Source organism: Streptomyces sp. OR43, from assembly GCF_008042275.1.
Lineage (GTDB): Bacteria > Actinomycetota > Actinomycetes > Streptomycetales > Streptomycetaceae > Streptomyces.
On the sequence record NZ_RDBK01000043.1, the window covers coordinates 1,078,570 to 1,104,475 of the forward strand.

The window sequence follows — 25,906 nt, forward strand, 5'->3', positions numbered from 1 at the left end:
GGGATGTCCCCGCGCCGCATGGAGGAGGCATCGGTGGCGGGCGAGTCCCCCGACAAGTCGGAGCAGCAGAAGTCGTCGGGAACGACTCGGAGCGAGACCGATCCGCGTCTTGCCGTGTTCCGTGAACCCGCCTCCCCGGTGGAGTCCGGAGGCGGTACGGACACGGCGACGGCTGTTTTCCGCACGCAGCTTCACGAACTTGCTGGTCCGCTCGGCAGGGGCCTCCGGCCTCGACCCGGTCTCGGGGCCGGGCTTCGGCTTCTGCTCCGCCGGCGGCGGGGTGATCTTCAGCGCGGTCGTCGGCTGGTCGACGCGGGGCAGCCTCGGCGCCTTGAAGACGGCCGTCGCCTGATCGATTCCTCGCGTGTCCGCGGCGGGCTGCGCCTCTTCGTCCGACTCCTCGCGGGTCCGGGGAACGCGCACGTCGGAGGCGGGGGTGCCGGGGGCGTCGTCGGTGTCGGTTTCGGCGGCGCCGGTGTCTGCGCCGGAATCGGAGGTGTCGGCGTTGTCGGCCGGCGCCGTTCCGTCTTCGGACGCCGCGTCTTCAGCGTCCGGCGCCGAAGGCTCCCCGGGCTCCTCAGGCACCTCGGACTCGTCCGGCTCCGCGGCGGCATCGGCGGCCGCGTCCTCGTCCTTGGACACCCACGCGGCCACGGCGGCACGCAGCCGCGCATCGCCCTCCTCGGGCTCGACGGCCTCGGCCGAGGCTTCGTCCGGCTCGCCCTTCGCGGCTTCCGCGGGCCCGACGGACTGGCCCTTCGCGGACTCCTCGGACTCCTCCTCGGACTCGGAAGGCTCCACAGCCTCCACAGGCTCCTCGGACTCCGCCCGCGCCTCCGCAGCGTCCGTACCCGCCTCGGGGGCCTCCACCGGGCTCTCAGCGCCTTCCGCGGCCTCCGTGGCCCCTTCGGCGCCCTCGCCGGCCTCGGACTCCTGCGCAGTCACCGCATCCGACTCCTCGGAGCCGTCCGAAGCGGAGTCGTCCCCGGCGGAGTCGTCCCCGGCGGAGTCGTCCGAACCCGACGCGCCATCGGACGTGTCAGCGGACTCGTCGTCGGCGGTGGCATCACCATCGACGACACCGGCCCCCTCCACATCACCGGCATCACTGACATCACCGGCATCACTGACATCGGCGCCCTCAGCGCCCTCGACGGCACCCGCGCCGTCCCGCTCCTCCGGCTCGGACCGCTGCGTGCGGAAAACAGCCGTCGCCGTGTCCGTACCGCCTCCGGACTCCACCGGGGAGGCGGGTTCACGGAACACGGCAAGACGCGGATCGGTCTCGCTCCGAGTCGTTCCCGACGACTTCTGCTGCTCCGACTTGTCGGGGGACTCGCCCGCCACCGATGCCTCCTCCATGCGGCGCGGGGACATCCCCGCGCTGTCCGAACCATCTACCAGTGTCCCGTGTGAACCCTTGGCCGGGCTGCTAGACGAGAACGACATACCTACTGGTTCCCGTGTAAAGCACCCAGGCACCCTCGACAGACAGATGTGAGAGGGGTCACCCTGTCACTCATCCACGCGGGGAGGCATGGATGGGCAGGAGCCGCAGAACAATTCCGGAGGAGCTTCTGCTGCTCGCTCTGGACCCGACCACGGGTACCACAGCGCAGCCGCAGTCGCTCGACCTCGGCCTGGCCGGGGCACAGCTAGTAGAGCTGGCTCTGGCAGGACGGATAGCCCCTGATGGGGATCGTATCGCCGTGGTGATGCCACGGCCGACAGGAGATCCGACTCTGGACTCCGCACTGGAACTGCTGCGCAGACGCGGCAGCCCGGTCCGGGCCGTCCACTGGATCGGCGGACCCCGGCTGGGGCTCCGCCAGATTTACCTCGCTCATCTGGAGCGGTGCGGCATGGTGCATGCCGTGGCGGGCCAGATGTGCGGAGTGCTGCCGACGACTCGCTACCAGGCGACGGACACGGCGATCAGCCGGGACATCAGAGCCCGGCTGGACAGTGCGATCCGCACCGGCGTACCGCCGGACCCGCGGACCGCGGCGCTCGCCGCACTGGCCCACGCGGTCGGACTCGGCAAGCACCTGTACCCCGGGAACGAGGGGCGCTCGTCGCGCTCCCGGCTCCGGGACCTGATCAGACACGACCCCATGGGCGGTCTCGTGGCGCACGCCGTCATGGACGTCCAGAACGGGGCCGTCGCACAACCGCGCCGCAACCAGGCGGCCGGCGTTCCGTTGCAACAGCAAGTGCAGTCGCAGTCACGCCGCGACAGCATGGCGCACACCGTGGCCCACTAGGGCCGCCCGGGGCGTCGAGGCAGCACCCGCACCACCCGGCGGTACCTGTACCGCCGAGCACCGCCACGCACCACAACGCACGACCGCAACAACCGAATACCGCCGCGCCGTCGTCCCCACAGACCCGGTTCGGGAGCCGCACCAAGCGCGGGGCAGCCGGTACCACCGGCTGCCCCGCGTTGCTGCGTGTGGCCGTTTTCCAGCGCGGCCGGGCCCGCGGGTGGCAATCTGCTGAGCAGTAGATACGCACAGCTACATAGCCGGAGGTGCCGTTTCCGTGCCGTCCAACGTCAATCCCACCGTCAGGCGACGCCGGTTGGGTCAGGAATTGCGCCGACTGCGCGAGATCAAGGGCATGACGGCCGAGGAGGTGGCGGAGCGGCTGCTGGTCTCGCAGTCGAAGATCAGCCGCCTGGAGAACGGCCGCCGCTCCATCAGCCAGCGCGACGTACGCGACCTCTGCGGGGTGTACGAGGTCGAGGACGTCCGGATCGTCGACTCGCTCATGCAGATGGCGAAGGACTCCCGCCAGCAGGGCTGGTGGCATGCCTTCGGCGACATCCCGTACAGCGTCTACATCGGCCTGGAGACCGACGCCGAGTCGCTGCGGGTGTACGAACCCCAGGTGGTCCCCGGCCTGTTGCAGACGCGGCAGTACGCCGAGGCGCTGATCAACGGTGCGTTGCCGGAGGCCCCGCCGTCGGACATCGACAAGCGCGTCAGCGTCCGTTCGCGCCGCCAGGACCGGATCACCGCAGCCGAGCACCCGCTGCGGCTCTGGGCCGTCATCGACGAGTCCGCGCTGCGCCGGCTGGTCGGCGGCAAGCAGGTGATGATCGAGCAGCTGGAGCGACTGGTGGAGCTGTCGCACCTGCCGCATGTGACCGTCCAGGTACTGCCGTTCGACATGGGGGCGCACCCGGGCATCAACGGGCAGTACGCCATTCTGGAATTCCCGGACGCCGCGGATTCCAGCGTCGTCTATATCGAGGGCGTCACCAGCGACCTCTACCTGGAGAAGGCGAACGACGTGCAGCGGTACAGCGTCATGTACGAGCACCTGAGGGCGCAGGCGCTGAACGTGGAGCAGACCCGGGATTTCATCGACCGGATCGCGAAGGAGTACACCCGCGAGAACGCGGGGTGAACTCCGACTGGACGGGCAGGTAAACCAGCCAGCCCACAAAGTCCGCTATGAGAGAAATAAGTGATGTTACGAGTGAGGCGACGGCACGGTACACCGTCGCCACCTCACAGCGGAAGACCTGCATGGTATATACCATCCGGTCGAGTGAACGGCCCCTTCACTCGGGGAGCTTGGCGAGTAGCGTCGATCACGCCACCGGGTAATCCGCTGGCGCTCACACAACTCTCTGAACCGGAGTGAACATGGCCATTCGTCAGGGTGCTACGGAAAACTGGACGAAGTCTTCGTATTCCGGGGGCAACGGCGCCTGCGTCGAAGTCAAGTCCCCTCTCGTGCAGGCGATTGCGGTACGTGACTCGAAGGCCCCCGAGGGCCCTTCACTCACCTTCGTCCCCGGCGCCTGGAACACGTTCGTGCGTGATGTCGCCAAGGGCTCCGTCACCGCCTGACCGATGTTTCCTCACGCCGTACCGTCGCACCGATTCAGGTGCAGCCGGTAGCCCTCTCGTCCGGTTCGCCGTCCTGGCCGAGAGGGCTCCTCGCACGACTGCGGGGAGCCCGGTCTCCGCACGGCACGACCCGCCACACACAGCACCACGACCCGCCGGCGCCGCCCGCCGCCGATTCAGCGCAGCTGATCGACGTACCGGTCCGTTCCCGGCACGGTCGGGATGAACGGCGCCACCAGCTCCACCCGCCCCAGGCCCGACTCCGCAACCGTCGCGTCGAGCCCGGCGAAGTGCTCCGCCCAGCAGGCACGCGGATCCTCCTGGAGGAACCAGAGCAGGGTCAGCCGGGTATCGACGCCCTCGACCTGCTTCACATAGGTCATCCGGTCGCCCGGCAACGGCGTGGGGCGGAACACGGTCACCATCGCCGCGGGCGACCCGCTCAGCCGCTTCGGCAGGTGCCGGGAGCGCAGCCATTCCAGCAACTCCGCCCGCTGCTCCGGCCCTTCGGCGTCGATGACCTCCAGGACCAGTCCGCGGTAGGGGTGGTCCAGGGCGTGGAAGTCCCGGGGCCCCGCGGCCCCGTCCCGGTAGACCGTCGCCTCGTGGTCCTGGAACGCCGTGAAGACGTGGGTGCGGTCCTGGTAGACCCGGCCGTCGCGGTTCAGCCGCTTGTTGATGCCGACGGTCCACTTCATGTGGTCGTCGTAGCGCCCGTCCGTCACCCAGTACGTGGACAGATAGCAGCCGGCGCCGACCGGCTGCGCGATCGCGGACGTGTCCGGGTAGCGCAGCTCCTGGAGCTCCCGGGTGGCCACCCAGCGCCGCCCGGAGAACATCCAGGGCATCGCCATCGCGCCGGCGTAATAATGGTCGTCCTCGTACCATCGGTTGTACGCGAACTCATGGCCCGGGTGCGGTTCCACCATGGTGATCAGCGCGTGGCCGGGATGGACTCCGTACGGCCCCAGCGCGGCCAGTTCGGCGTACGTGTCACTTCGCGTGCCGCCGCCCCGCACTTCCTCGGGCCTCGTTCCCTCACCCATGCCGTTCCCCTTCCGTACTCCGCCGGAGGGACCTACTCTGACGCCCCGTCAGAAGAAGTTCCAGAGTCGGGAGGCGCCGATGTTGCTCGCGGGGAAGACCGTCATCGTGTCCGGGGTGGGCGCCGGGCTGGGGCATCAAATCGCGGCCACGGTCGTGCGCGACGGAGGCAACGCCGTCCTCGGGGCGCGGACCGCGGCCAATCTCGCCAAGTCGGCGGCGGAGATCGATCCGGAGGGTCTGCACACCGCACACCTGGCCACCGACATCACCGACGAGGCGCAGTGCGAGGCGCTCGCGGCGCTGGCCGTCGAGCGGTTCGGGCGGATCGACGCGGTGGTCCATGTCGCCGCCTGGGACAGCTACTTCGGCGGCGTCGAGGACGCCGACCTGGACACCTGGAAGGCGGTCGTCGACGTCAACCTGCTCGGCACCCTGCGGATGACGCGCGCCTGCCTGCCCGCGCTCAAGGAGCGCGGCGGCTCGGTCGTCGTCATCGGCACGCAGTCCGCGGTGGCGGCGCCGTCCCAGGTGCGGCAGGCGGCGTACGCGGCCTCCAAGGGCGCGCTGACCTCGGCGATGTACTCCATGGCCTGGGAGTTCGGACCGCACCGGATCCGGGTGAACACCGTGCTGCCCGGCTGGATGTGGGGGCCGCCGGTGCAGGCCTACGTACAGTTCACGGCGCACACCGAGGCGGTGCCCGAGTCCGAGGTGCTGGGGAGGCTCTCGGAGCGCATGGCGCTGCCCGAGCTGGCGACGGACGGCGATGTGGCGGAGGCCGCGGTCTTCCTGGCCTCCGACCGGGCGCGGGCGATCACCGGGCAGTCCCTGCTCGTCAACGCGGGTGAGCTGATGCGCTGACGGGCGGGCGCGGCCCGCACGCTTCGCAGGAAGTTCGGCAAGGTCAGTTCTCCTCCTTCTCGGCCGCACGGGACCCGCATCCCGTGCGGTCTTTCTGTGCTCTTCGGCGCTCCTGGACCGTTCCTTGTTTCTCTGCACAGCCTGACGAAGTGCCCGCTCATCGTGTGGCCGTCGTCACGTGCACGACAACGCTTTCGTTGGTCAAGAACAAGTAAAATCGTTCGCCTTGCTGATTTGCGTTCACATCTCTGACCGCTGAAGACCTTGACCGAGGTACCGAACAGGCGGTTCAATCCCCGAAGTCCCCGTTCCCGCACGGGGGCGCCGCTGAACGGCCGTACTGACGAAGTGCTACCCCGTTCACAAGGCGGACCCCAGGAGGGGGCACATGAACAGTCTCGACTGGGTCGTGCTCATCGGCTACTTCGGCGTGATGATCGCGATCGGGCTCTGGTCCCACAAGCGTGTCGACAACGTCAGCGACTTCTTCACGGCCGGCGGCAAGATGCCGTGGTGGCTCTCCGGCATCTCGCACCACATGTCCGGCTACAGCGCGGTGATGTTCACCGGCTACGCCGGCATCGCGTACCAGTACGGCGTCACGTCCTTCGTGACGTGGTCGCTTCCCATCGCCATCGGCATCGGGATCGGCGCCAAGCTCTTCGCTCCCCGGCTCAACCGGCTGCGCTCGCGGCTGCACGTCGCCTCGCCGCTCGAATACCTGAAGAACCGCTACAACATCCAGACCCAGCAGGCGCTCGCCTGGTCCGGTCTGCTGCTGAAGATCGTGGACGTCGGCGCCAAGTGGGCGGCCATCGCCACCCTGCTGTCCGTCTTCACCGGCATCACGCTCACCCAGGGCATCTTCATCACCGGCATCATCACCGCCATCTACTGCACGGTCGGCGGCCTGTGGGCCGACGCGCTCACCGAGCTGGGGCAGTTCGTCATCCAGCTGTTCGCCGGTATCGCGATGCTCGTCGCCGCGATGAGCAAGCTCGACGGCATCAGCACCCTGTGGACGGTCTGGGACAAGCTGCCCGAGGGCCACGCCGAGCCGACGGCCGGCCCGTACACCGTGACCTTCCTCCTGGCGTACCTGTTCATCAAGACCTTCGAGTACAACGGCGGCATGTGGAACCAGGCCCAGCGTTACATGGCCACGGACTCCGCCGCCTCCGCGACCCGCTCGGCACGGCTCTCCGCCGTCCTGTGGCTGGTCTGGCCGACGGTCCTGTTCTTCCCGATGTGGTGCGCCCCGCTGCTCGTGGACGCGCAGAAGCCCGACGCCTCGGACAGCTACGCCCTCATGACCGAGCAGCTGCTGCCGCACGGCCTGCTGGGCCTCGTGATCGTGGGCTTCTTCTCGCACACGATGGCGATGTGCTCCTCGGACGCCAACGCCATCGCGGCGGTCTTCACCCGTGACATCGCGCCGGTCTTCTCCAAGGCCGCCCGCAACTGGTCCGACCGGGCGGGGCTGATGGCCGCGCGCCTGTCCACGCTCGGCTTCCTGGGCCTGTCCATGGCGCTGGCGACCCAGATCAACTCGCCTACGTTCAAGGACATCATCTCGGTCGTCATCAAGTGGGTCGCCGGTCTGATGGGTCCGATCGCGATCCCGTTCATGCTGGGTCTGCTGCGCCGGTTCCGTAAGTCGGGACCCACGGCGGCACTCACCAGCTGGGCGGCGGGCCTGCTGGCGTTCTACTTCACCAACTACAACTTCGACGGCTCGGTGAAGACGGACGTCGCCCTCCAGTACCAGGTGGCACTGCCGCTGGCGATCTCGCTGGTGCTCTACATCGTCATCGGCTTCATCAAGCCGGAGGACACCCCGGAGCGCGACGCGATCATCGAGCAGATCAACTCGGACGACGGCGACGGCTCCCTGGCCGGTGCGACCGTGCCCGCCCAGGGCGGCCCCGAGGGCGTGGCAGCCGTTGACGGCGTCAAGGGCGTGAAGGACTGACGCCTGCGGCTGTACGGGGCAGGGGCGGGTGGTACGTACGGACGCGGCGGTTTCCGTACGGACGGCCCGCCCCCTTCCTGTCCGGGGGGCCTGTACGGGAGAGGTCTCGGCCTCCCGTCCCCGCAGGCTCAGCCGCGCGGGTAGCGGGCCAGCCAGCCCGGGGCTGCGGCGGCCGGGCTGTGGAGGGCGGGCCCCTGCGTCATCTCCATGGCGAAGTCGTCGGCGAGTTCGAGGAGCGTGGCGCGCCCCTCCAGCTCGGCCAGCCAGGCGGGCGGCAGCGCGGTCTCGCCGTGCAGCGCGCCGAGCAGCGCCCCGCACAGGGCCCCGGCGGCGGCGGAGGGCCCGCCGTGGTTCACGGCCAGCCGCAGCCCGTGCCGGATGTCCTCGCCGACCAGGGCGCAGTACACGGCCACGGCGAGGACCTCCTCGGCCGAGTCCGTCGCGCCCAGCGACTCGATGAGGGCGGGGCCCGGGATGCCCTGGCGCACGGTGCCGAGGGCCTGCTGGAGCGCCTCGGTGACGGGTTCGTGACCCGGCCGCTCCGCGAGGAGGGCCAGCCCGTGCTGCACTGAGCCGTCCAGCGTCTCGCCGCGCGCCAGCCCGTGCACGATGACGGCGAGGGCGCCGGCGGAGAGCAGGGCGATGGGATGGCCGTGCGTCTGGGCGGCGCACTCGACCGCCAACTGGAACACGAGCTGCGGCTCCCAGCCCACGAGCAGCCCGAACGGGGCGGAGCGGGTGAGCGCGGCCGAGTCGTGCGCGGTGGGGTACTTGGGCCGGTCGAGGGTCCCCATGACGGTGTCGCCGAACCCGCCGAGGCACTCCCGGGTGGGGGCGCGGCGGCTGTAGAGCCACTCCTGCGCGGCGAGCCAGCCGTTATCCTTGCGCCGCTCGTCGGGCCCCCAGTCGTGCTGGGTGGCGGCCCAGCGCAGATGCGCCTGGTGCACATCGGTGGGCGGGTGCCAGGCGCCGGTGTCGCGTCGGACCTGGGCGCGGATCAGCCCGTCGACGGTGAACAGGGTGAGCTGGGTGACGGCGGTGACACAGCCGCGCCCGCCGTGCGCGGCGACGAAGTCGGTGACGCCGTCGACCCCGTGGGCCTCCCGGATCTCCTCCAGCGTGAGCCCGCCGACGCCCGCGCCGAGCGCGTCACCGATGGCGCCGCCGAGCAGTGCGCCGCGCACCCGGCTGCGGAAGTCCTGCTGCTCGGCACGGCCCCAGACAGCTGTGGTCGCTGAGCTCACCGTGCCCCTTCCCGTCGGTCCTCGGCTTCGTTCCCGTGTGCGACTGTGCGGTAACTGCGCAGCACTGTAATCGAACAGGGGCGGGGCCGACGGGGGCGGAACGGTATGTACGGAGTAGCTGGTTCGGTTCAGTTTTGCGCGGCATTCTCCGCAGATTGCCGCTGCATCCGATGCCCCCGGCTGTGCGCGATCCGCAGCAGGTCGCCCAGCGACTCCGTCGCCCGGGTGAGCGCGAACCGCACCGCCCGCTCCCCCACCGCCCGGTCCGCCGGCACGGCCCTCGTCCCGGTCCGCGACAGCAAGGCCCCCACCGGGCCCGCGCTCGTCTTCGGGCCGGACGCCTGGTCAGCGTTCGTGGAGTACGCGGCCAGGCGCTGACACCGGCCGGCCGGTCGGCTCGGGGCGTCAGTCCAGCGTCTGGGTCAGTTCGCTCCGGGCCGGCGTGTGTACGACCCGGCCGCGCGCTCCGTTGACGATCGGCAGATACGGCGGCACATGGCCGCATTCGACGTCGGCGATGATCGGGACGTTCAGCGGGCCCAGCGCGTCGAGCACGGCTTCGTGCTGGGTGAGCGAGGCGGCGTCGGGTGCCGAGGTCCGGCCGACGAGGACGGCGTTCGCCGCGTCGAAGAAGCCGGCCAGCCGCATCCCGTGCAGGTTTCTGCAGATGGTGAGGGCCTCGTCGCCGCCCGCTTCGACATAGACGAGGAGCCCTTCCGGGGCGTGGGCACGCGCGAACGCGGAGACGTCGAGGTAGCCGGTTCCCGTGAGGTTGCAGAGGGTCTCGATACACCCCCCGATCAGACGCCCCTCGACCTCCACCTCACCGTCGGCGTCCAGCCGGGTCCACCTGCCGGGCGTATCGAGCGTGTACTCGCTCACCTCGGGCCGGGCCCGGTAGTCGTCCCAGCCCGTGGCGCGGTGGCGGTCGGGCGGGGACTGCGTGAAGGGGTGCCCCTGCGGAGCGGCGGCGATGTCGAGCCAGGACAGGAGTCCTTCGGGCGCCCTGTAGGGCGTGTCCATCAGGTTGTTGCCGTGCAGGGTCGCTACGCCGGTGAGGAGGGTGAGCGGCGTCATGACGGTCGACATGTCGGAGAAACCGACCAGCCAGGTCGGCTCGGCGGCACGCAGCAGGTCCCAGTCGAGCAGGGGCAGCAGGTCGATCGACATCTCCCCGCCCCAGGGCGGCACCACCGCTCTGACGCCGGGATCCGTCAGCATGGCCATCAACTCGGCGGCGCGGTCGGCCGCAGGAGCACTGACATGACCGGCGCCGTCCATGCACTGGCCGACGACCACCTCGTAGCCCCGCGCCTCCACCTCACGGATGGCCACGTCGAGGCGGGCGCGAAGGGCGTCCGGGACCCCACTCGAAGGGGAGGTGATGCCGACGCGGTCACCGGGACGCAGGGGGTGCGGATATCGAACTGTCATGCGCCGGATCCTGGCACGCCCGGCGCGGTGCTTTCCACGCTGTTTCGGAGCATCTCCGGACGGGTGCCGACACGGCAGATGTTCGGCCACGCGTCGCGCCTGGGCCGGAGGCCGGGGAGCCCCGCTCCGTCGCTTCCGCTCGTCGGTCACACTCCTCTGCCGCGATCCGTCAGGTCAGTGAAAGCAACCTGATGACCGAAGGAGACGGCGATGGAGACACGTTCGATCACGGCAGAGATCCCGATGGTGCCGCGGATGTCCGAGGACCCGGCGGAGCTGGTCCCCGAACTGGCGGAGGTCTCGGCTGCGCTGTTCAAGGTCACCGGCAACGGTTCCGTACCGCGCTCCACGATCGGTCTCGTCCACCTGCGCGCGGGGCAGATCGTCGGCAGCACCTATCTGACCGTTCTGCACACGGGCTTCCTGCGCAAGGGCGGGCAGTCGGAGGAGCGGATCACGTCGGTGGCGTCCTGGCAGGACTCGCCGTACTTCACCGCTGCCGAGCGCGCCGCGCTGGCACTGGTGGAAGCGGTGCTTCAGCCGTCGGCGCGCGGCGAGAGGGTCTCCGACGAGCTGTACGCCCGGGCGGCCGAGCACTATGAGCCCAAGGCGCTCGCCACGCTGATGTTCGCGATCGGCCAGGTCGGCTTCTTCAGCCCCGTGGCACTCATCGCGAAGCCGGTGCCGGGCCGGTCGTTCAGCGATCCCTGGAAGTGAGGCCTCCGGGGGGTGGGGGCGGCATCTTGTTGTGCCGGCGGCATCTTGTCGTGCCGCACGGCCCGTCCGGAGCGATGACTGCCCGCCGGCGTTCCCCCACCCCGGCGGTCGCGCCGGCGTCGACGCGGCGCCCGTGAAGCGCCCGATCGGCCGGCTCGGCGGCGGTGGAGGCGGTGGAGGCGGTGGTGGTCAGCGGCCGTTCGGCCGGCTGCCGGTCCGCCGCGTGCGCTCTGCGCCGCAGAGGCGCTGTTGGGCGTGCCTTCGGTCCCCGTTCACGCGGGGTTGTGTCGCTCCACGTGCGGGCCTTCGAGCATGCACGCATGACGCAGACGACTCGTGTCAGGGCCTCCTCCTTCGCCCTGGCCGCGGCCCTCCTGGCGGGCCTCGCAGTACCGGCGGCCGCGGCCGCCGCCCCGCACGCCCCCGCCGGGCACGACAACGCCTCCTCCCACGGGCGCATCCCGTTCACCGCGGCCACGGTCACGGCCGACGAAGACGGTTCGTACACCGTGGAGTGGAAGGCCCCCGGCACCCGTCGCGTCGCCGTCCGGGCCAACGGCCGTACCGTCGCGTCCGGTGGTTCCGCCGGCAAGGTCACCGTGCGCGGGCTGCCCGCCGCCGACCGCCAGTGGTTCGACCTGGTCCCCGAGCACGGCGGCTCGCTGCACCTCGCCGACCGGCTGATCCAGCTCCAGGGCACCGTCAACTTCCGTGACGCGGGCGGCTACCGCACCACGGACGGCCACTGGGTGAAGATGGGCGAGATCTACCGCTCGGACGCCCTCGACAAGCTGACGTCCGCCGATCTGGCGAAGCTGCGTCGGCTGGCCGTCACCACGGTGTTCGACCTGCGCATGGAGTCGGAGCGCGACGCCGCACCGGACCGGGTCCCCGCCGGTGCGACGCATGTCGTCGCGGACGTGCTGGCAGGGTCACCGACGTTCACGGCCATGCCGGGCACCGCTGCCGAGGCCGAGGCCATGATGGTCGGCGGCGAGAAGTTCATGGTCAGCGGCGCCACCGCCAAGAAGGCCTACCGCACCGTGTTCTCCGGCATCGGCGACGACAGCGCCCGCGCTGTCGTCTTCCACTGCACGGCGGGCAAGGACCGCACGGGCTGGGCGAACGCCGCCCTGCTGACCGCCCTCGGGGTCCCGCGCTCCACCGTGATGGCCGACTACCTCGCCTCCAACGACTACCGTGCCGAGGCGAACGCGGCCGCACTCGCCTCGATGCCGGCCGCGCAGGCCGCGGTGTACAAGCCGCTGCTCGACGTCCGGGCCGCGTACCTGAACTCAGGGTTCCAGGAGGTCTCCGAGACGTTCGGCTCGTTCGGCGCGTACGAGAAGCAGGCACTCGGCCTGGACGCCAAGGACGTGCGCGCGCTGAAGCGGGACCTGCTCGTCGGCTGACGCCACGGAGCTTCCCGCGCCACGCTGCCCCGTACCGGATCTTTCCCGGTGCGGGGCTGCGCCGTACCCGCACGGAAACCGCGTGAGGAACACGAAGAAATAAGACACACCGTGTCCGGATTCGCGTCCAGCATGGGGCCACCGGTCCTCGGCCACGACCCGCGCGGACCAGGGACAACAGTCAGCCACGAACCTCAGGGGGACGCATGTCCGACCCATCGAATCCGGCACCCGCATCGGCACCCGCACCCGCCCTCCGCGGAAAGATCGCCCTCGTCGCCGGGGCCACCCGCGGTGCCGGGCGCGGCATCGCCGTCCAGCTCGGCGCGGCGGGTGCGACCGTCTACGTGACGGGGCGCACGACGCGGGAGCGGCGATCGGAGTACGACCGGCCGGAGACGATCGAGGAGACCGCGGAGCTCGTCACCGCAGCCGGTGGAACCGGTATCGCGGTGCCGGCCGACCACCTCGTGCCCGAGCAGGTCCGGGCGCTGGCCGAGCGCGTCGACGCCGAGCAGGGGCGGCTCGACGTGCTCGTCAACGACATCTGGGGCGGCGAGCGGCTGTTCGCGTTCGACAAGCCGGTGTGGGAGCACGACCTCGACGACGGGCTGCGGCTGCTCCGGCTGGGCGTGGAGACGCACGCGATCACCAGCCACTTCCTGCTGCCGCTGCTGGTGCGGCAGCCGGGTGGGCTGGTGGTCGAGATGACCGACGGGACGGCCGCGTACAACAGCGCGAACTACCGCAACTCCTACTTCTACGACCTGGTGAAGAACAGCGTGCTGCGCATGGCGTTCGTACAGGCCCACGAGTTGAAGCCGCACGGGGGTACGGCGGTGGCGCTCACCCCGGGCTGGCTGCGCTCGGAGATGATGCTCGACGCCTTCGGTGTGGCCGAGGACAACTGGCGCGACGCGCTGAGCACGGTGCCGCACTTCTGCATTTCGGAGAGTCCGGCCTACGTCGGGCGTGCGGTGGCCGCTCTGGCCGGTGACGCCGGCCTCGCCCGCTGGAACGGCCAGTCGCTGTCCAGCGGGCAGCTCGCCCAGGAGTACGGCTTCACCGACCTCGACGGGTCACGCCCGGACTGCTGGCGCTACCTGGTCGAGGTCGACGGCGCGGGGAAGCCGGCCGACGCGGCGGGATACCGGTAACCGCTGGGTCGAAGGGGCTTCCTACTCCTCGGCGAAGACGTCCTCGACAGACCGGGCGGCCGGGGCCCGCAGGAGCCAGCGGTTCAGGGTGTCGAGATCGCCACAGGTGGTGATCCGTTCGCGCGCCTCGTCCGGAACATCGACGCCCGCCCGTGCGAGAAAGAGCAGGATGCCCTGCGCGATGCCCTCGGCACGGCCTTCCGAACGGCCTTCGTCCCGGATCTCCTCGGAGATGGCGGACTTGTAGAAAGAAAGGTCCACGGCCACCAGGTTCCTCCACTGTTGCGCGGCCGGGCGGCTGCCCAGACCCTGTGCGGTGAGTTCGACTAGGGGATCGGCGATGTTTTCCGGTGCGTCCCGCAGAGCGGTGGACAGCGTCTTCAGTATGGCACCGATGTCCGGATCGGCCGCGTGTGTGATGGCGGCCAGCGTGGTCAGCACCCGGTCCTTGCGGGCTTCGGCGACATTGGTGGTGCGCGACGCGAACATGCGCGCGAAGAGGCCGCTTCCGAAGCTCCGGAAGCGGCCTCCGCTCCGGCCCTACCGCGGCAATACCGGCAGCAGTTCCGGCAGATGCCCGTCCGAGGCCGCCGCGGCGGCGATGCGCTCCGGCGGCACCTCCCCGTACAGCGTCGTACGCGGCTTCGCCGGGCGGCCCGCGGCCTCGGCCACGGCGATCAGGTCCTGTACGGACTTGTACGAGCCGTAACTCGACCCGGCCATACGGGAGATGGTCTCCTCCATCAGCGTGCCGCCCAGGTCGTTCGCGCCCGAGCGGAGCATCTCCGCCGCGCCCTCCGTGCCCAGCTTCACCCAGCTGGTCTGGATGTTGGTGATGTGCGGGTGCAGCAACAGGCGGGCCATCGCGGTGACCGCCCGGTTGTCGCGGTCCGTGGGGCCGGGGCGGGCGATGCCGGCCAGGTAGACGGGGGCGTTCGTGTGGATGAAGGGGAGCGTCACGAACTCCGTGAAGCCGCCCGTCTCCTGCTGGAGGCCGGCGAGGGTGCGCAGGTGGCCGAGCCAGTGGCGGGGCTGGTCGACGTGGCCGTACATCATCGTGGACGAGGAGCGCAGGCCCACCTCGTGGGCCGTCCTGATGACCTCCAGCCACTCCGCCGTCGGCAGCTTGCCCTTGGTGAGGATCCAGCGGACCTCGTCGTCGAGGATCTCCGCCGCCGTGCCGGGGATGGAGCCGAGCCCGGCCTCCTTCGCGGCGAGCAGCCAGTCGCGGATGGACATCCCGGTGCGGGTCGCGCCGTTGACGACCTCCATCGGCGAGAAGGCGTGCACGTGCATGCCGGGCACGCGTTCCTTCACCGCCCGCGCGATGTCGAAGTAAGCGGTGCCGGGCAGGTCCGGGTGAATGCCACCTTGCATGCAGACCTCGACCGCGCCGACGTCCCACGCCTGCGCGGCCCGGTCGGCGACCTGGTCCAGGGACAGGGTGTACGCGTCGGCGTCGGTACGCCGCTGGGCGAAGGCGCAGAAGCGGCAGCCGGTGTAGCAGACGTTGGTGAAGTTGATGTTGCGCGTGACGATGTACGTGACGTCGTCGCCGACCACGTCACGGCGCAGGGTGTCCGCGATGCGGCACAGCTCGTCCAGGGCCGGCCCGTCCGCGTGGAGCAGGGTGAGCGCCTGGGCGTCGGTGAGCTTCGTCGGGTCGGCGGCGGCCTGGCTCAGGGCGCCCTTCACGTCGGTGTCGATGCGGGAGGGGACCATGCCGGGTACCGCCGCCTCGCGGAGTGCCTCCCAGTCCCCGTACACCTCGTCGAAGTCGTCGCGGCGGTCGCCGGTGCGGCCCTCGGTGTCGATGGTGCGGTGCAGGTCCGTGCGGCCGGAGGCGTTGAAGCCCTCGTCGGGCTCCTGCCAGGGCAGGCCGGTGGGCAGGACGCCTTCCTTCGCGAGGCCGGTGTCCGGGTCGGCCAGGGCACGGACGTGCGGGAGGAGGCGTGGGTCGAGCCAGGGCTCGCCGCGCTGGATGAACTCGGGGTAGATGGTGAGCCGTTCGCGGAGCTGGAAGCCTACCTCTGCGGTCCGGGCCGCGAGTTCGTCGATGTGCGGCCAGGGGCGTTCGGGGTTCACATGGTCCGGGGTGAGCGGGGAGACGCCGCCCCAGTCGTCGATCCCGGCGCCGACGATCAGCGCGTACTCGGCGTCGACGAGGTTCGGCGGGGCCTGGATGCGGGCCGACGGGCCGAGGATGTGACGGGCCACGGCGATCGCGGCGGCCAGTTCCTCCAGTTCCGCGTCCGGCATGGCGCGCATCGCCGTGTCGGGCTTGGCGCGGAAGTTCTGGACGATGACTTCCTGGATGCCGTGGTAGGCGCGGGCGGTCCTGCGCAGCTCGAAGAGGGAGTCGGCGCGCTCCTCGTACGACTCGCCGATGCCGATGAGGATGCCGGTGGTGAAGGGGACGTTGGACCGTCCGGCGTCTTCGAGTACGCGCAGCCGGACGGCCGGTTCCTTGTCCGGGGAGCCGTGGTGCGGGCCGCCGGGCTCGGACCACAGACGGGTCGCGGTCGTCTCCAGCATCATGCCCATGGACGGGGCGACGGGCTTGAGGCGCTGGAGATCGGTCCAGGTCATCACGCCCGGGTTGAGGTGCGGGAGGAGACCGGTCTCCTCCAGGACGCGGATCGCCATGGCGCGTACGTACGCGAGGGTGTCGTCGTACCCCTCGGCCTCCAGCCACTCCCGGGCCTCGGGCCAGCGGTCCTCGGGCCGGTCGCCGAGCGTGAACAGCGCTTCCTTGCAGCCCATCGCCGCACCCTCGCGGGCGATGGTGAGGACCTCGTCCGGGGAGAGGAACATGCCGTGGCCCTCGCGCCGCAGCTTGCCGGGGACGGTGACGAAGGTGCAGTAGTGGCACTTGTCGCGGCAGAGGCGGGTCAGCGGGATGAAGACCTTGCGGGAGTACGTGATGACACCGGGCCGGCCCGCCGCCTCCAGGCCCGCGTCCCGCACCCGGGCGGCGGAGGCGGCGAGATCCGTCAGATCGTCGCCGCGCGCCTGGAGCAGGACGGCGGCCTCGGCCACGTCGAGGGCGACACCGTCTCTGGCACGCTTGAGGGCACGTCGCATGGAGTTGGTGGTGGGGCGTCCGCGCTGAGGATCGGTCATGACCCGAGCATACGAGCGAGTAGTCGCCCGGTGACCGGCCGGATCTCCCGCAGGTCACGCACGTCCCTGGCGCCTCGGCCGTACAAGGGTCCTCGACCCGTAGGCTCGGCCCGGTGATGGAAACGATCGTCTTCGACATCGGCGAGACACTCGTCCGCGACGACCGCTACTGGGCGTCCTGGGCCAACTGGCTCGGCGTCCCGCCGCACACGCTGAGTGCGCTGGTCGGGGCCGCGGTCGTCCAGGGCCGGGACAGTTCCGACGCGCTGAGCATGCTGCGTCCCGACATGGACGTCGCCGAGGCCTCGCAGGCCCGCGCCGCCGCCGGGCGGGGCGAGCACCTGGACGAGTCGGACCTCTACCCGGACGTCCGCCCGGCGCTGGCGGAACTGCGTTCGCTGGGCGTACGGGTGGTGGTCGCGGGCAACGGGACGGTGCGGGCCGGGGAACTGCTGCGGGCGCTGGACCTGCCCGCGGACCTGGTGGTCACCTCGGACGAGTGGGGCGTCGCCAAACCGGACCCGGACTTCTTCGCCCGAGTCCTGGAGGTGTCCGGTTCCGAGCCGCGGTCGACGCTGTACGTGGGCGACCACCCGGCGGGCGACCTGTTCCCGGCCAAGTCCTCCGGGCTGCGGGCGGCGCACATCCGGCGGGGCGCGTGCGGGTACTGGTGGGCGGACCACCCGGACGTGGTGGAGACCGCGGACTTCCGGATCAACGCGCTGACGGAGCTGCCCGCGCTGCTGAGCAAGGTCCCGGACGCACCGGAGCCCCCGCGTCCGAGGGCGTTGCGGGCACTGTAGGGCGCGCCGTGGCCGCAACCGCCGTACGGACCCGGAGCGTCCGGCCCCGTCGGCAGAGCGACGCGACCGCGCGGCCGTCGCGGGCGCCGTAGCCGCAACCGCCGCACGGGCCTCGGGCGTCCGGCCCCGCCGGCGCGGTCGTTCAGAGGTAGGGCCGCTGCTCCGACTTCGCCTTCTCGTACGCCTCCCGGGCGGCCCTCGTCTCCGGGGCGTCGGAGACCTCCGCGACCGGCACGTCCCACCAGGCGCCGGAGGACGGCGCGGGCACCAGCGGGTCCGTTTCGATGTGGATCACCGTGCACCGGTCGGAGGCCCGGGCCTCGGCAAGCGCCTTGCGGAGTTCCGCGATCGTGGCGACGCGCAGGACGTCCGCGCCCAGGCTCGCCGCGTTGGCCGCCAGATCGACGGGCAGCCGGTCGCCCTCCAGCGCCCCGCTGTCCGCGTCGCGGTAGCGGTACCAGGTGCCGAAGCGGGGTGCCCCGACCGTTTCGGAGAGCGCCCCGATCGAGGCGTAGCCGTGGTTCTGGACCAGGACCACGATGAGCTTGACCCCTTCGGCGACGGCCGTCACCAGTTCCTGCGCCATCATCAGGTAGGAGCCGTCGCCCACCATGACGAAGACCTCGCGCTCCGGGGCGGCGAGTTTCACGCCGAGGCCGCCGGCGATCTCGTAGCCCATGCAGGAGTAGCCGTATTCGACGTGGTACTGCTTCGGATCCGCGGGCCGCCACAGTTTGTGCAGGTCGCCCGGGAGCGATCCGGCCGCGCAGATCACCACACCGTCCTCGCCGGCCGCCTCGTTGACCGCGCCGACCACCTCGGACTGGGCCGGTTTCGGGGTGTGGCCCAGGTGGTAGGCGGCGTCCACCGCCGTGTCCCAGGCGCGGGCCAGGGCCGCGGTCCGCGCGCGGTGCTCCGGCGGCACCTGCCAGTCCGCCAGTGCGGCGGTCAGCGCCTCCAGGGCCTCGCGGGCGTCGGCGACCATCGCGAGGCCGGCGTGCTTGACCGCGTCGAGGCGGGCCACGTTGATGTTGAGGAAGCGGACGCCGGGGCCGGCAAACTGGGTGTGCGAGGCGGTCGTGAAGTCGCTGTAGCGGGTGCCGATGCCGATGACCAGGTCGGCCTCGCGGGCCAGCGTGTCGGCCGCCGTCGTGCCGGTGTGCCCGATGGCGCCCGCCGAGGACGGGTGGCCGTGCCGGAGCGCGCCCTTGCCCGCCTGGGTCTCGGCGACCGGGATACCGGTGGCGCGGGCGAAGGCGTCCAGCGCCTCCGTGGCCCCCGCGTAGACGACGCCCCCGCCGGCCACGACGAGCGGGCGGCGGGCGGACCGGATCATCCGGACGGCGTCGGCCAGGACCCCGTTCTGCGGGGCCGGGCGGTCGATGCGCCACACCCGGCGGGCCAGGAACTCCTCCGGCCAGTCGTACGCCTCCGCCTGGACGTCCTGGGGCAGCGCGAGCGTCACCGCGCCGGTGTCCACCGGGTCGGTGAGCGTGCGTACGGCGGCCAGGGCGGCGCCGATCAGCTGCTCGGGGCGGCCGATGCGGTCGAAGTACCGGGAGACGGGGCGGAAGGCGTCGTTGACGGTCACATCGCCCGCCCACGGCGTCTCCAGCTGCTGGAGCACCGGTTCGGCGACGCGGGTGGCGAAGGTGTCCCCGGGCAGGAGGAGGACGGGCAGCCGGTTGATGGTGGCTCCGGCGGCGGCGGTGATCATGTTGGTGGCGCCGGGGCCGACCGAGGAGGTGCAGGCGAAGGTCGAGAGGCGGTCGGTCATCCGGGCGTACGCGGCGGCGGTGTGCACCATCGCCTGCTCGTTGCGGGCCTGGTAGTACGTCAGGTCGCGGTTCTCCCACAGCGCCTGCCCCAGCCCGGCCACGTTGCCGTGCCCGAAGATGCCGAAACAGCCGGCGAACAGGCGCCGGCTCTCGCCGTCCCGTTCGGTGTGCTGGGCGACCAGGAAGCGCACCAGCGCCTGGGCGACGGTCAGCCGGATCATGATGTCCCTTCCGTGGAGGGTGTGGCCCCGGTGGAGTTCCACGTGTCGCGGATCCAGGCGTGCGCCGGGTCGTCGGTGATCCGCCAGGCGCGCTCGTCGTGCGGGCCGGCCATCACGTTGAGGTAGTACATCGGGTAGCCGGGCAGGGCGGCGGACGGGCCGTGCCAGCCGTCCGGGACCAGCACCACGTCACCGGTGCGGACCTCGGCCGTCTCGCCGGCGGGGCCGGGCGGGCTGCCGCCGAGCCGGTGGTGGCCGAAGCCGCCGCGGCCGATCTCGAAGTAGTAGACCTCCTCCAGCTCCGACTCCGTCGCGGTGTGCTCGTCGTGCTTGTGCGGCGGATAGCTGGACCAGTTCCCGTCCGGCGTGAGGACCTCCACCACGATCAGCCGGTCGCACGGGAAGCCGTCGGCGCTGGCCAGGTTGTGGACCCGGCGCAGGCAGGAGCCCGCGCCGCGGGTCTCCACCGGTACCCCGTCGGCCGGTCCGCGGCGGAACGGCAGGTCCCGCCGGGCCGTTCCGCTCGCCAGCGCGAACCGGCCGCCGCCGGGGCTGCCGATGACGGCGTCGCTGCGCCGGGGGACGTACGCGAAGTCGCTCACGCCCGCGAAGACGCCGGGGCGCCCGGCCAGTTCGAACTCCTCGGTCCCGCAGCGCACGGAGCAGGATCCGGACAGGGGGACCACGATGACCTCGCGTTCCTGCGTACCGAAGGACTGCGAGCCGCCCGGTTCGAGTTCCAGGACCCTGAGTCCCGTGTGCCGCATACCGGTGTCCACGGTCCAGGGGCCGTGTGCGGTGCTGCCCGCGGGCTGATGGCCGTCCATGGCGTCTCCTCTCACAGCAGGCCGACGGCGGTGTCCACCGCTGCGGCCACGTCGTCGTCGGGCGGGTAGAGCAGCGACCGGCCGGCGACCAGGCCGCGCACGGTGGGGAGCCGGAGCGCCTTCTCCCAGGAGGCGTACGTGTCGTCGGGGCTGCCCGGAGGGTCTCCGCCGAGCAGCAGCGCGGGAAGCGTCGACGCCTCCATCACCCTCTCCATGTTGTCGACCACCGGCACCTTGAGCCAGGTGTAGGCGGAGGTGCGGCCCAGCCCCTGGGCGATGGCCAGCGCCCGGATCATGGACGCGGGCCGCAGGTCGTTGGCCGCCCGCCCGTCCGCCAGGCGCTCGACCCAGAAGGGTTCGACCAGGGCCGGAAGTCTGCGGTCGGCCAGCTCGGAGACGGCGCTCGCGCAGCCCGCCAGGGTGGAGGCGGTGGCGGGGTCGGTCGGGTCGATGCGCAACAGCATCTTGCCGGCGTTGAAGCCCATCTCGTCGATCGAGGCCGCGTCGTAGGCGGTGAAGCGGTCGTCGATCTCGAACGCGGTCCCGGGCACGCCGCCGCGGTTCATGGAACCGATGACGACCTTGTCGTCGAGGGCGCCGAGGAGCAGCAGGTCCTCCAGCACGTCGGGGGTGCCGAGCACGCCGTCCACCCCGGGGCGTGCGAGGGCGGTGAGCAGGCGGTCGAGCAGTCCGACGCGGTTCGCCATGGCGTCGGCCCGGCCGCGTACGGCGAGGGCGCCGCGGGCCGGATGGTCGGCGGCGACCAGCATCAGCCGGCCGGACGGCTGGACCATCGGGCGCTTGCGGCGTCGCTGCGCGGCCTCGGCGATCGCCTCCGGCCGCCGGGCCCGGGTCTCCATCAGGGTGTGCAGCACTCCGTCACGCATGCGGTGCCGCTTCCTGGGAGTGGGCGTGTTCCATCATGTCCTCCACCTGGGGGGTAGTCGGCATGTCGGGGGCGCAGAAGAGCCGCCCCGCGACGTAGGCGCCTGCGGCGTTGGCGAAGCGGAGGGTCCGTTCGAGGGGCCAGCCCGCGAGCAGGCCGTGGCACAGGGCGCCGCCGAAGGCGTCGCCCGCTCCGAGGCCGTTGACGACCCGGACGGGGTGGGGGGCGACGACGACCCGTTCGGTGGCGGTGCGGGCCAGCACTCCGGCGGGTCCCTGCTTGACCACGGCGAGTGCGATGCCGGTGGCCAGCAGGGCGTCGGCCGCGGCGTCCGGGTCGCGCTCGCCGACGGCCGCCTCGCACTCGTCGAGGTTGCCGACGGCCACGGTGGCCCCGGCGAGGGCGGCCCGCAGGGCGGGTCCCGCGGCCTGCGGGGAGGGCCAGAGCCCGGGCCGGTAGTCGAGGTCGAGGACGGTGATCCCCGAGCGGTCCCGGGCGGTGAGGGCGGCGAGGTGGGCGGCCGCGCTGGGTTCGGCGGAGAGCCCGGTGCCGGTGATCCAGAGGAGTTGGGCCGCGCGGACCTCGTCCGGGTCCAGTTCCTCGGGGTGGATCCGGAGGTCCGGGGTGCCGGGCGGGCGGTAGAACCAGATGGGGAAGTCGTCGGGAGGGAAGACCTCGCAGAAGGTGACCGGGGTCGGGGGTCCGGCGACGGGACGGACCCGGGCGGCGTCGACCCCGTAACGGCCGAGCTCGGCCCGGAGGTAGTCGCCGAAGGGGTCCTGCCCGGTGCGGCTGATCAGGGCGGTGCGGCGGCCGTGGCGGGCGGCGGCGACCGCGACGTTGGCGGCGCTGCCGCCCAGGTGTTTGCCGAAGGTCTCGACGTCGGCCAGGCCCACGCCCTGCTGGAGCGGGTAGAGGTCCACGCCGAGCCGTCCCATGACGAGCACCTCGGGCGCGGTCGGCGCGGTGGTCACGACGTCACCTTGCGCGGATGGTGCGGCGGTCATGACGTCACCTTGCGCAGATGGGCCAGGGATGTCACGACGTCGGCCAACGGGCCTTGGCCGAGGGCCGGTTCGGCGTCGAGCACGGTGTCCTGTTCGAGGACGTACCAGCCGGTGTAGCCGGCCGCGTCCAGGGCCGCGGTGATCGCGGAGATGTCCACATCACCCTGGCCGAGCGGCTGGTAGAGCCCGGTGCGGACGGCTTCGGTGTACGTGACCTCGCCGCCCCGTACGCGGGCGGCGAGCGCCGCGTCGACGTCCTTGAGGTGGACGTGGGCGATGCGGTCGGCGGCCCGGCGGGCCAGGTCCACGGGGTCGCTGCCGCCGGCCAGCAGATGGCCGGTGTCCAGGCAGAGGGGGACGGTGCTGCCGGCGAGGACGCGCTCGACCTCCTCGGGGCCCTCGACCATCGTGCCGATGTGCGGGTGCAGGGTGGCGGTGATGCCCTCGTGCGCCGCGTGTGCGGCGATCCGGTCGAGGTTGTCCAGCAGCGCCCCCCATTCCCGCGCGGAGAGTTCGGGGCGGGCGTCGTAGCCGTCCGACCCGGTCGCGGCGGCGAGGACCAGCGTCCGGGCGGACCCGAACCCGGCCAGGGCGCGGCGGACTTCGGGCAGCGGGTCGCTGCCGGGGTCGTGCAGTACGACGGGGACGAATCCGCCGACGGCGGTCAGTCCGTGTCCGGCGAGCAGGGCCGTGCGGGCGTCCGGATCCTGTGGCAGGAAGCCGTCGGGTCCGAACTCGGTGGCGGCGAGACCAGCGGCGGCCATCTCCTCCAGCACCCGATCGGGCTCCATCTGGTGTCCCCAGCCCGGAACTTCGCAGACACCCCAGGAAATGGGCGCTCCGGCGACGCGGATCATCGGCCCGCCTCCTCTACTCGTACGGGTCGGCCGGTACGGCACGAAAGGTCGGCCGCCTCGGCGATCAGCAGGGCCGCCAGCGCGTCGTCCCCGGTGCAGGGACTGGGGCGGGTACCCGCGGCCACTTCGGTGAAGGCGGTCAGCTCGGCGATGTACGCGTCGCGGAAGCGGCTGAGGAATCCGTCGTGGGAGACGGCCCCGGGCTGCGGTCCGCCGGCGGTGAAGCGGAGCGGTGCGTGCGGGTCGAGGCCGGTGGCCAGGGTGCCCGTGGAGCCGGCCACTTCCATCCGTACGTCGTATCCGGCGCCGTTGTAGCGGGTGGCAGTGCAGGTCACGAGCGTGCCGTCGTCGAGGGTGAGGACGGTGACGGCGGTGTCGACGTCTCCGGCGGCGGTGAAGCAGGGGTCGCCCCGGTTGGCGCCGGTGGCGCTGACCTCGACGACCTCGCGGCCGGTGACCCAGCGGACGCTGTCGAAGTCGTGCACGGCGCAGTCGCGGAAGATGCCGCCCGACGCGGGCAGGTATCCGGCCGGTGGTGGCGCCGGGTCGGCGGTGCAGGCCCGGACGGTGTGCAGCCAGCCCAGTTCACCGGCGGCGACCGCGTCGCGCAGCTCCGTGTAGCCGGCGTCGAAGCGGCGCTGGAAGCCGACCTGGAGCGGGACGCCGGTGCCGTCCAGCTCGGCCAGCAGGGCGCGGGTCCCTTCGAGGGTGCCGGCGATCGGCTTCTCGCAGAAGACGGGGACTCCGGCGCGGGCGGCGGCCCGTACGAGGTCCGCGTGAAAGGCGGTGGGAGCGGCGATCACGATGCCGTCCGGGCCGGAGCCCAGCAGTCCGTCGAGGTCGGGGGCGTGCTCGGCACCGAGTTTGACGGCCAGTTCGTGTGCCTGGCGTTCCAGAGCGTCGTGGAGGACGACCCGCGTGACGGCGGGGAGTCCGATCAGGGTCTCGGCGTGGAACGTGCCGATCCGGCCGGTACCGATGAGTCCGATGCGCATGCGCGAATGCCTCCGGTTCGAGGAGGAGTGGATTCCTGTCTGATCCCTGCCCCTGATTTGTATCCTCGGCACTCACAACGAGTCAAGCATTTGTTCTGACATATATACGTATAGAGCTTGAGTCGAACCGTGCGGCATACTGAACGCCTGGTTCTACGCGTCGAGGAGTCCCCATGGAATCGATCACCAGGCTGATAAGCATCGACCGCAGCAGTCCCGTACCGCTGTACTTCCAGGTCGCGCAGCAGCTCCAACAGCTCATCGAGTCCGGCACGTTGGCGCCCGGCACCCGGCTGGAGAACGAGATCGCCCTGGCGGACAAGTTCGGCCTCTCCCGCCCGACGATGCGTCAGGCCATGCAGCATCTCGTCGACAAGGGGCTTCTCGCACGCAAGCGCGGCGTGGGCACCCAGGTGGTCAACAACCGGGTGCGCAGGCAGGTCGAGCTGACCAGCCTCTTCGAGGACCTCAAGCGGGACGACCGCCGGCCGCGTACCGAGGTGCTGTCGATGGAGACCCTGCCCGCCGTGGGCAGCGTCGCGGCCGCGCTCGAAGTCGAACCCGGCACGCCCACCGTGTCGCTGCGCAGGCTGAGGTATGCGGACGACGAGCCCATCGCCGTCATGCAGAACCACCTGCCGGCCGACCTGCTGACGCTGACCGAGGACGAACTCACCGAGTACGGGCTCTACGAACTGCTCAAGCGGGCCGGCATCTCCCTGCGCACCGCCCGCCAGAACATCGGGGCGCGCAAGGCGACCGCGGCGGAGGCCCGGCTGCTGGACGAGGGCCGCAACGGCACCCTGCTGACCATGGAGCGCACGGTCCAGGGCGATTCGGGGCGCCCGGTGGAGTTCGGGTCCCACCTCTACCGGGCGTCCCGGTACTCCTTCGAGATGACGCTGACCGCGCACTGAGCGGGGGCGGGCACCGGGCGGGCGGGCTCCGGGCCGCCCGCCCGGTTGCCGCGCGTCCGCGACCGCCCGTTCCTCGCGGGGCCCGTGCCGAGCCGGCCCGCGGCGTCGCGGGGCAACTCGAAACGGGCCCCGGACCTCAGTGGCTGCGCTTCAGCATGGCGTCCGAAAGGGCCGCCACGGACTCCCCCAGGCGCAGCCCCACGACGTCGAGCCGGCGCAGCAGTTCGCGCCGGGTGAGGGTGTCGGTGCCGACCTCCTGGCGCAGCAGTTCGGCCATGGCCAGCTGGTAGTGCCGGCGCACCTGGCCGGCGGCCTTGCGGGCGGCCTCCGTGGCCGCGTCCACCTCCCCCGGCCGGTCGGCCAGCCCTTGGACGGCGCCGCGCAGCATCGCCAGCCCCTCGGCCACTCCGGCCAGCGCGGGCAGGTCCGCGGGCTCGCCCTCGGCGCCGTACAGATCGGTCTCGCGCACCAGGTCGCGGAGGTTGTCCAGGACGTCGTCGACACTGCGGGAGAAGCGGTAGAGGTCCTCCCGGTCGATCGGCGTGGTCAGGGCGACGGCGAGTTCGGCGACGAGCCCGGCCCGGCCGGTGTCGCCCCGGTGCTCGACGTCGACCATGGCCTCGCGGGCCTCGGCGGGTGTGAGCGTGCCCTCGGACATCGCGGACGCCAGCCCCACCCCCTCGATGGCGGCGTCGAGTTGGGCGGCGAGCAGGTCGGTCAGCTGGTGGTGCGAGCGGCCGGTGAGGTCGTCGACGAGTCTGCGGAAGGTCATGCGGTCACTCCGTCAT

General features: G+C 71.5%; 24 protein-coding genes. 11 read left to right on the forward strand and 13 right to left on the reverse strand.

Annotated features, from left to right (window positions below):
- Nucleotides 1-1,377 (reverse strand): MSCRAMM family adhesin (locus EAO72_RS42135; protein ID WP_459112833.1); only part of this gene is annotated, 1,377 nt, incomplete at its 3' end.
- A 164-nt stretch (nucleotides 1,378-1,541) separates the two neighbouring features.
- Between EAO72_RS42135 and EAO72_RS23260 the strand changes: the two genes are divergently transcribed.
- From EAO72_RS23260 to EAO72_RS23270, 3 genes are all read left to right on the forward strand, one after another.
- The gene (locus EAO72_RS23260; RefSeq protein ID WP_148019213.1) at nucleotides 1,542-2,264 is read left to right on the forward strand and encodes a GOLPH3/VPS74 family protein; all 723 of its coding nucleotides are present in this window, start codon (nucleotides 1,542-1,544) and stop codon (nucleotides 2,262-2,264) included.
- Nucleotides 2,265-2,541: 277 nt separating this feature from the next.
- Complete coding sequence (locus EAO72_RS23265) at nucleotides 2,542-3,411, forward strand: helix-turn-helix domain-containing protein (RefSeq protein WP_148019214.1); 870 nt, start codon at nucleotides 2,542-2,544, stop codon at nucleotides 3,409-3,411.
- A gap of 242 nt (nucleotides 3,412-3,653) precedes the next feature.
- Nucleotides 3,654-3,860, forward strand: coding sequence for a DUF397 domain-containing protein (locus EAO72_RS23270; RefSeq protein WP_148019215.1), 207 nt, complete (start codon nucleotides 3,654-3,656; stop codon nucleotides 3,858-3,860).
- Nucleotides 3,861-4,036: 176 nt separating this feature from the next.
- Here the strand turns inward: EAO72_RS23270 and EAO72_RS23275 are convergent, their stop codons facing one another.
- Nucleotides 4,037-4,906 (reverse strand): hypothetical protein, encoded by an 870-nt coding sequence (locus EAO72_RS23275; RefSeq protein ID WP_187285184.1) that lies wholly within the window; start codon nucleotides 4,904-4,906, stop codon nucleotides 4,037-4,039.
- Nucleotides 4,907-4,985: 79 nt separating this feature from the next.
- On the opposite strand from EAO72_RS23275, the gene EAO72_RS23280 reads away from it, so the two are divergent.
- Together EAO72_RS23280 and EAO72_RS23285 are read left to right on the forward strand one after the other, a co-directional pair.
- Nucleotides 4,986-5,768, forward strand: a complete 783-nt coding sequence (locus tag EAO72_RS23280; RefSeq protein WP_148019216.1) for an SDR family oxidoreductase — start codon at nucleotides 4,986-4,988, stop codon at nucleotides 5,766-5,768.
- A 388-nt stretch (nucleotides 5,769-6,156) separates the two neighbouring features.
- Nucleotides 6,157-7,740, forward strand: coding sequence for a sodium:solute symporter family protein (locus tag EAO72_RS23285; RefSeq protein WP_148019217.1), 1,584 nt, complete (start codon nucleotides 6,157-6,159; stop codon nucleotides 7,738-7,740).
- Nucleotides 7,741-7,868: 128 nt separating this feature from the next.
- Here EAO72_RS23285 and EAO72_RS23290 read toward each other — a convergent pair whose 3' ends face one another.
- The gene (locus EAO72_RS23290) at nucleotides 7,869-8,984 is read right to left on the reverse strand and encodes an ADP-ribosylglycohydrolase family protein (protein WP_148019218.1); all 1,116 of its coding nucleotides are present in this window, start codon (nucleotides 8,982-8,984) and stop codon (nucleotides 7,869-7,871) included.
- Nucleotides 8,985-9,209: 225 nt separating this feature from the next.
- Here EAO72_RS23290 and EAO72_RS43235 point away from each other — a divergent pair, with 225 nt between their 5' ends.
- The gene (locus EAO72_RS43235) at nucleotides 9,210-9,362 is read left to right on the forward strand and encodes a DUF397 domain-containing protein (protein WP_261991609.1); all 153 of its coding nucleotides are present in this window, start codon (nucleotides 9,210-9,212) and stop codon (nucleotides 9,360-9,362) included.
- 27 nt (nucleotides 9,363-9,389) lie between these two features.
- Here EAO72_RS43235 and EAO72_RS23300 read toward each other — a convergent pair whose 3' ends face one another.
- Nucleotides 9,390-10,418, reverse strand: a complete 1,029-nt coding sequence (locus tag EAO72_RS23300) for a S66 family peptidase (protein ID WP_148019220.1) — start codon at nucleotides 10,416-10,418, stop codon at nucleotides 9,390-9,392.
- A 210-nt stretch (nucleotides 10,419-10,628) separates the two neighbouring features.
- On the opposite strand from EAO72_RS23300, the gene EAO72_RS23305 reads away from it, so the two are divergent.
- The 3 genes from EAO72_RS23305 (at nucleotide 10,629) to EAO72_RS23315 (ending at nucleotide 13,704) form a co-directional block, all read left to right on the forward strand.
- Nucleotides 10,629-11,135 (forward strand): carboxymuconolactone decarboxylase family protein, encoded by a 507-nt coding sequence (locus EAO72_RS23305; protein ID WP_148019221.1) that lies wholly within the window; start codon nucleotides 10,629-10,631, stop codon nucleotides 11,133-11,135.
- A 320-nt stretch (nucleotides 11,136-11,455) separates the two neighbouring features.
- A complete protein-coding gene (locus EAO72_RS23310) occupies nucleotides 11,456-12,547 on the forward strand; it encodes a tyrosine-protein phosphatase (RefSeq protein ID WP_148019222.1) in 1,092 nt (363 codons plus the stop codon).
- A 206-nt stretch (nucleotides 12,548-12,753) separates the two neighbouring features.
- Nucleotides 12,754-13,704 carry an SDR family oxidoreductase gene (locus tag EAO72_RS23315; protein WP_148019223.1) on the forward strand — a complete coding sequence of 317 codons (951 nt, stop codon included), beginning with the start codon at nucleotides 12,754-12,756 and terminating at the stop codon, nucleotides 13,702-13,704.
- Between the two features lie 21 nt (nucleotides 13,705-13,725).
- On the opposite strand, the gene EAO72_RS23320 is transcribed toward EAO72_RS23315, so the two are convergent.
- Together EAO72_RS23320 and EAO72_RS23325 are read right to left on the reverse strand one after the other, a co-directional pair.
- Nucleotides 13,726-14,193, reverse strand: coding sequence for a hypothetical protein (locus tag EAO72_RS23320; protein ID WP_148019224.1), 468 nt, complete (start codon nucleotides 14,191-14,193; stop codon nucleotides 13,726-13,728).
- Nucleotides 14,194-14,244: 51 nt separating this feature from the next.
- Nucleotides 14,245-16,827, reverse strand: coding sequence for a bifunctional FO biosynthesis protein CofGH (locus tag EAO72_RS23325; RefSeq protein WP_148019225.1), 2,583 nt, complete (start codon nucleotides 16,825-16,827; stop codon nucleotides 14,245-14,247).
- Nucleotides 16,828-16,943: 116 nt separating this feature from the next.
- Here EAO72_RS23325 and EAO72_RS23330 point away from each other — a divergent pair, with 116 nt between their 5' ends.
- Entirely contained in the window at nucleotides 16,944-17,630 is a 687-nt protein-coding gene (locus tag EAO72_RS23330) for an HAD family hydrolase (RefSeq protein ID WP_148021983.1), read from the forward strand.
- A gap of 142 nt (nucleotides 17,631-17,772) precedes the next feature.
- Here EAO72_RS23330 and iolD read toward each other — a convergent pair whose 3' ends face one another.
- Genes iolD through EAO72_RS23360 form a run of 6 tightly spaced genes read right to left on the reverse strand, consistent with a single transcriptional unit; the run spans nucleotide 17,773 to nucleotide 24,201 of the window.
- Nucleotides 17,773-19,629 (reverse strand): 3D-(3,5/4)-trihydroxycyclohexane-1,2-dione acylhydrolase (decyclizing), encoded by a 1,857-nt coding sequence (gene iolD, locus EAO72_RS23335; RefSeq protein WP_148019226.1) that lies wholly within the window; start codon nucleotides 19,627-19,629, stop codon nucleotides 17,773-17,775.
- Nucleotides 19,626-20,456: a 5-deoxy-glucuronate isomerase gene (iolB, locus tag EAO72_RS23340; RefSeq protein WP_148019227.1), complete on the reverse strand. Its 831-nt coding sequence runs from the start codon at nucleotides 20,454-20,456 to the stop codon at nucleotides 19,626-19,628. The genes iolD and iolB overlap by 4 nt, the downstream gene beginning before the upstream one ends.
- Before the next feature lie 11 nt (nucleotides 20,457-20,467).
- Nucleotides 20,468-21,343, reverse strand: a complete 876-nt coding sequence (locus EAO72_RS23345) for a Cgl0159 family (beta/alpha)8-fold protein (protein WP_148019228.1) — start codon at nucleotides 21,341-21,343, stop codon at nucleotides 20,468-20,470.
- Complete coding sequence (gene iolC, locus EAO72_RS23350; RefSeq protein ID WP_148019229.1) at nucleotides 21,336-22,349, reverse strand: 5-dehydro-2-deoxygluconokinase; 1,014 nt, start codon at nucleotides 22,347-22,349, stop codon at nucleotides 21,336-21,338. The genes EAO72_RS23345 and iolC overlap by 8 nt, the downstream gene beginning before the upstream one ends.
- Nucleotides 22,346-23,206 carry a TIM barrel protein gene (locus EAO72_RS23355; RefSeq protein ID WP_148019230.1) on the reverse strand — a complete coding sequence of 287 codons (861 nt, stop codon included), beginning with the start codon at nucleotides 23,204-23,206 and terminating at the stop codon, nucleotides 22,346-22,348. The genes iolC and EAO72_RS23355 overlap by 4 nt, the downstream gene beginning before the upstream one ends.
- Nucleotides 23,203-24,201 (reverse strand): Gfo/Idh/MocA family protein, encoded by a 999-nt coding sequence (locus tag EAO72_RS23360; protein ID WP_148019231.1) that lies wholly within the window; start codon nucleotides 24,199-24,201, stop codon nucleotides 23,203-23,205. The genes EAO72_RS23355 and EAO72_RS23360 overlap by 4 nt, the downstream gene beginning before the upstream one ends.
- 173 nt (nucleotides 24,202-24,374) lie before the next feature.
- Between EAO72_RS23360 and EAO72_RS23365 the strand changes: the two genes are divergently transcribed.
- The gene (locus EAO72_RS23365; protein ID WP_148019232.1) at nucleotides 24,375-25,118 is read left to right on the forward strand and encodes a GntR family transcriptional regulator; all 744 of its coding nucleotides are present in this window, start codon (nucleotides 24,375-24,377) and stop codon (nucleotides 25,116-25,118) included.
- A 136-nt stretch (nucleotides 25,119-25,254) separates the two neighbouring features.
- On the opposite strand, the gene EAO72_RS23370 is transcribed toward EAO72_RS23365, so the two are convergent.
- Nucleotides 25,255-25,890, reverse strand: a complete 636-nt coding sequence (locus EAO72_RS23370; protein WP_148019233.1) for a DUF47 domain-containing protein — start codon at nucleotides 25,888-25,890, stop codon at nucleotides 25,255-25,257.
- Between the last annotated feature and the right edge of the window lie 16 nt (nucleotides 25,891-25,906).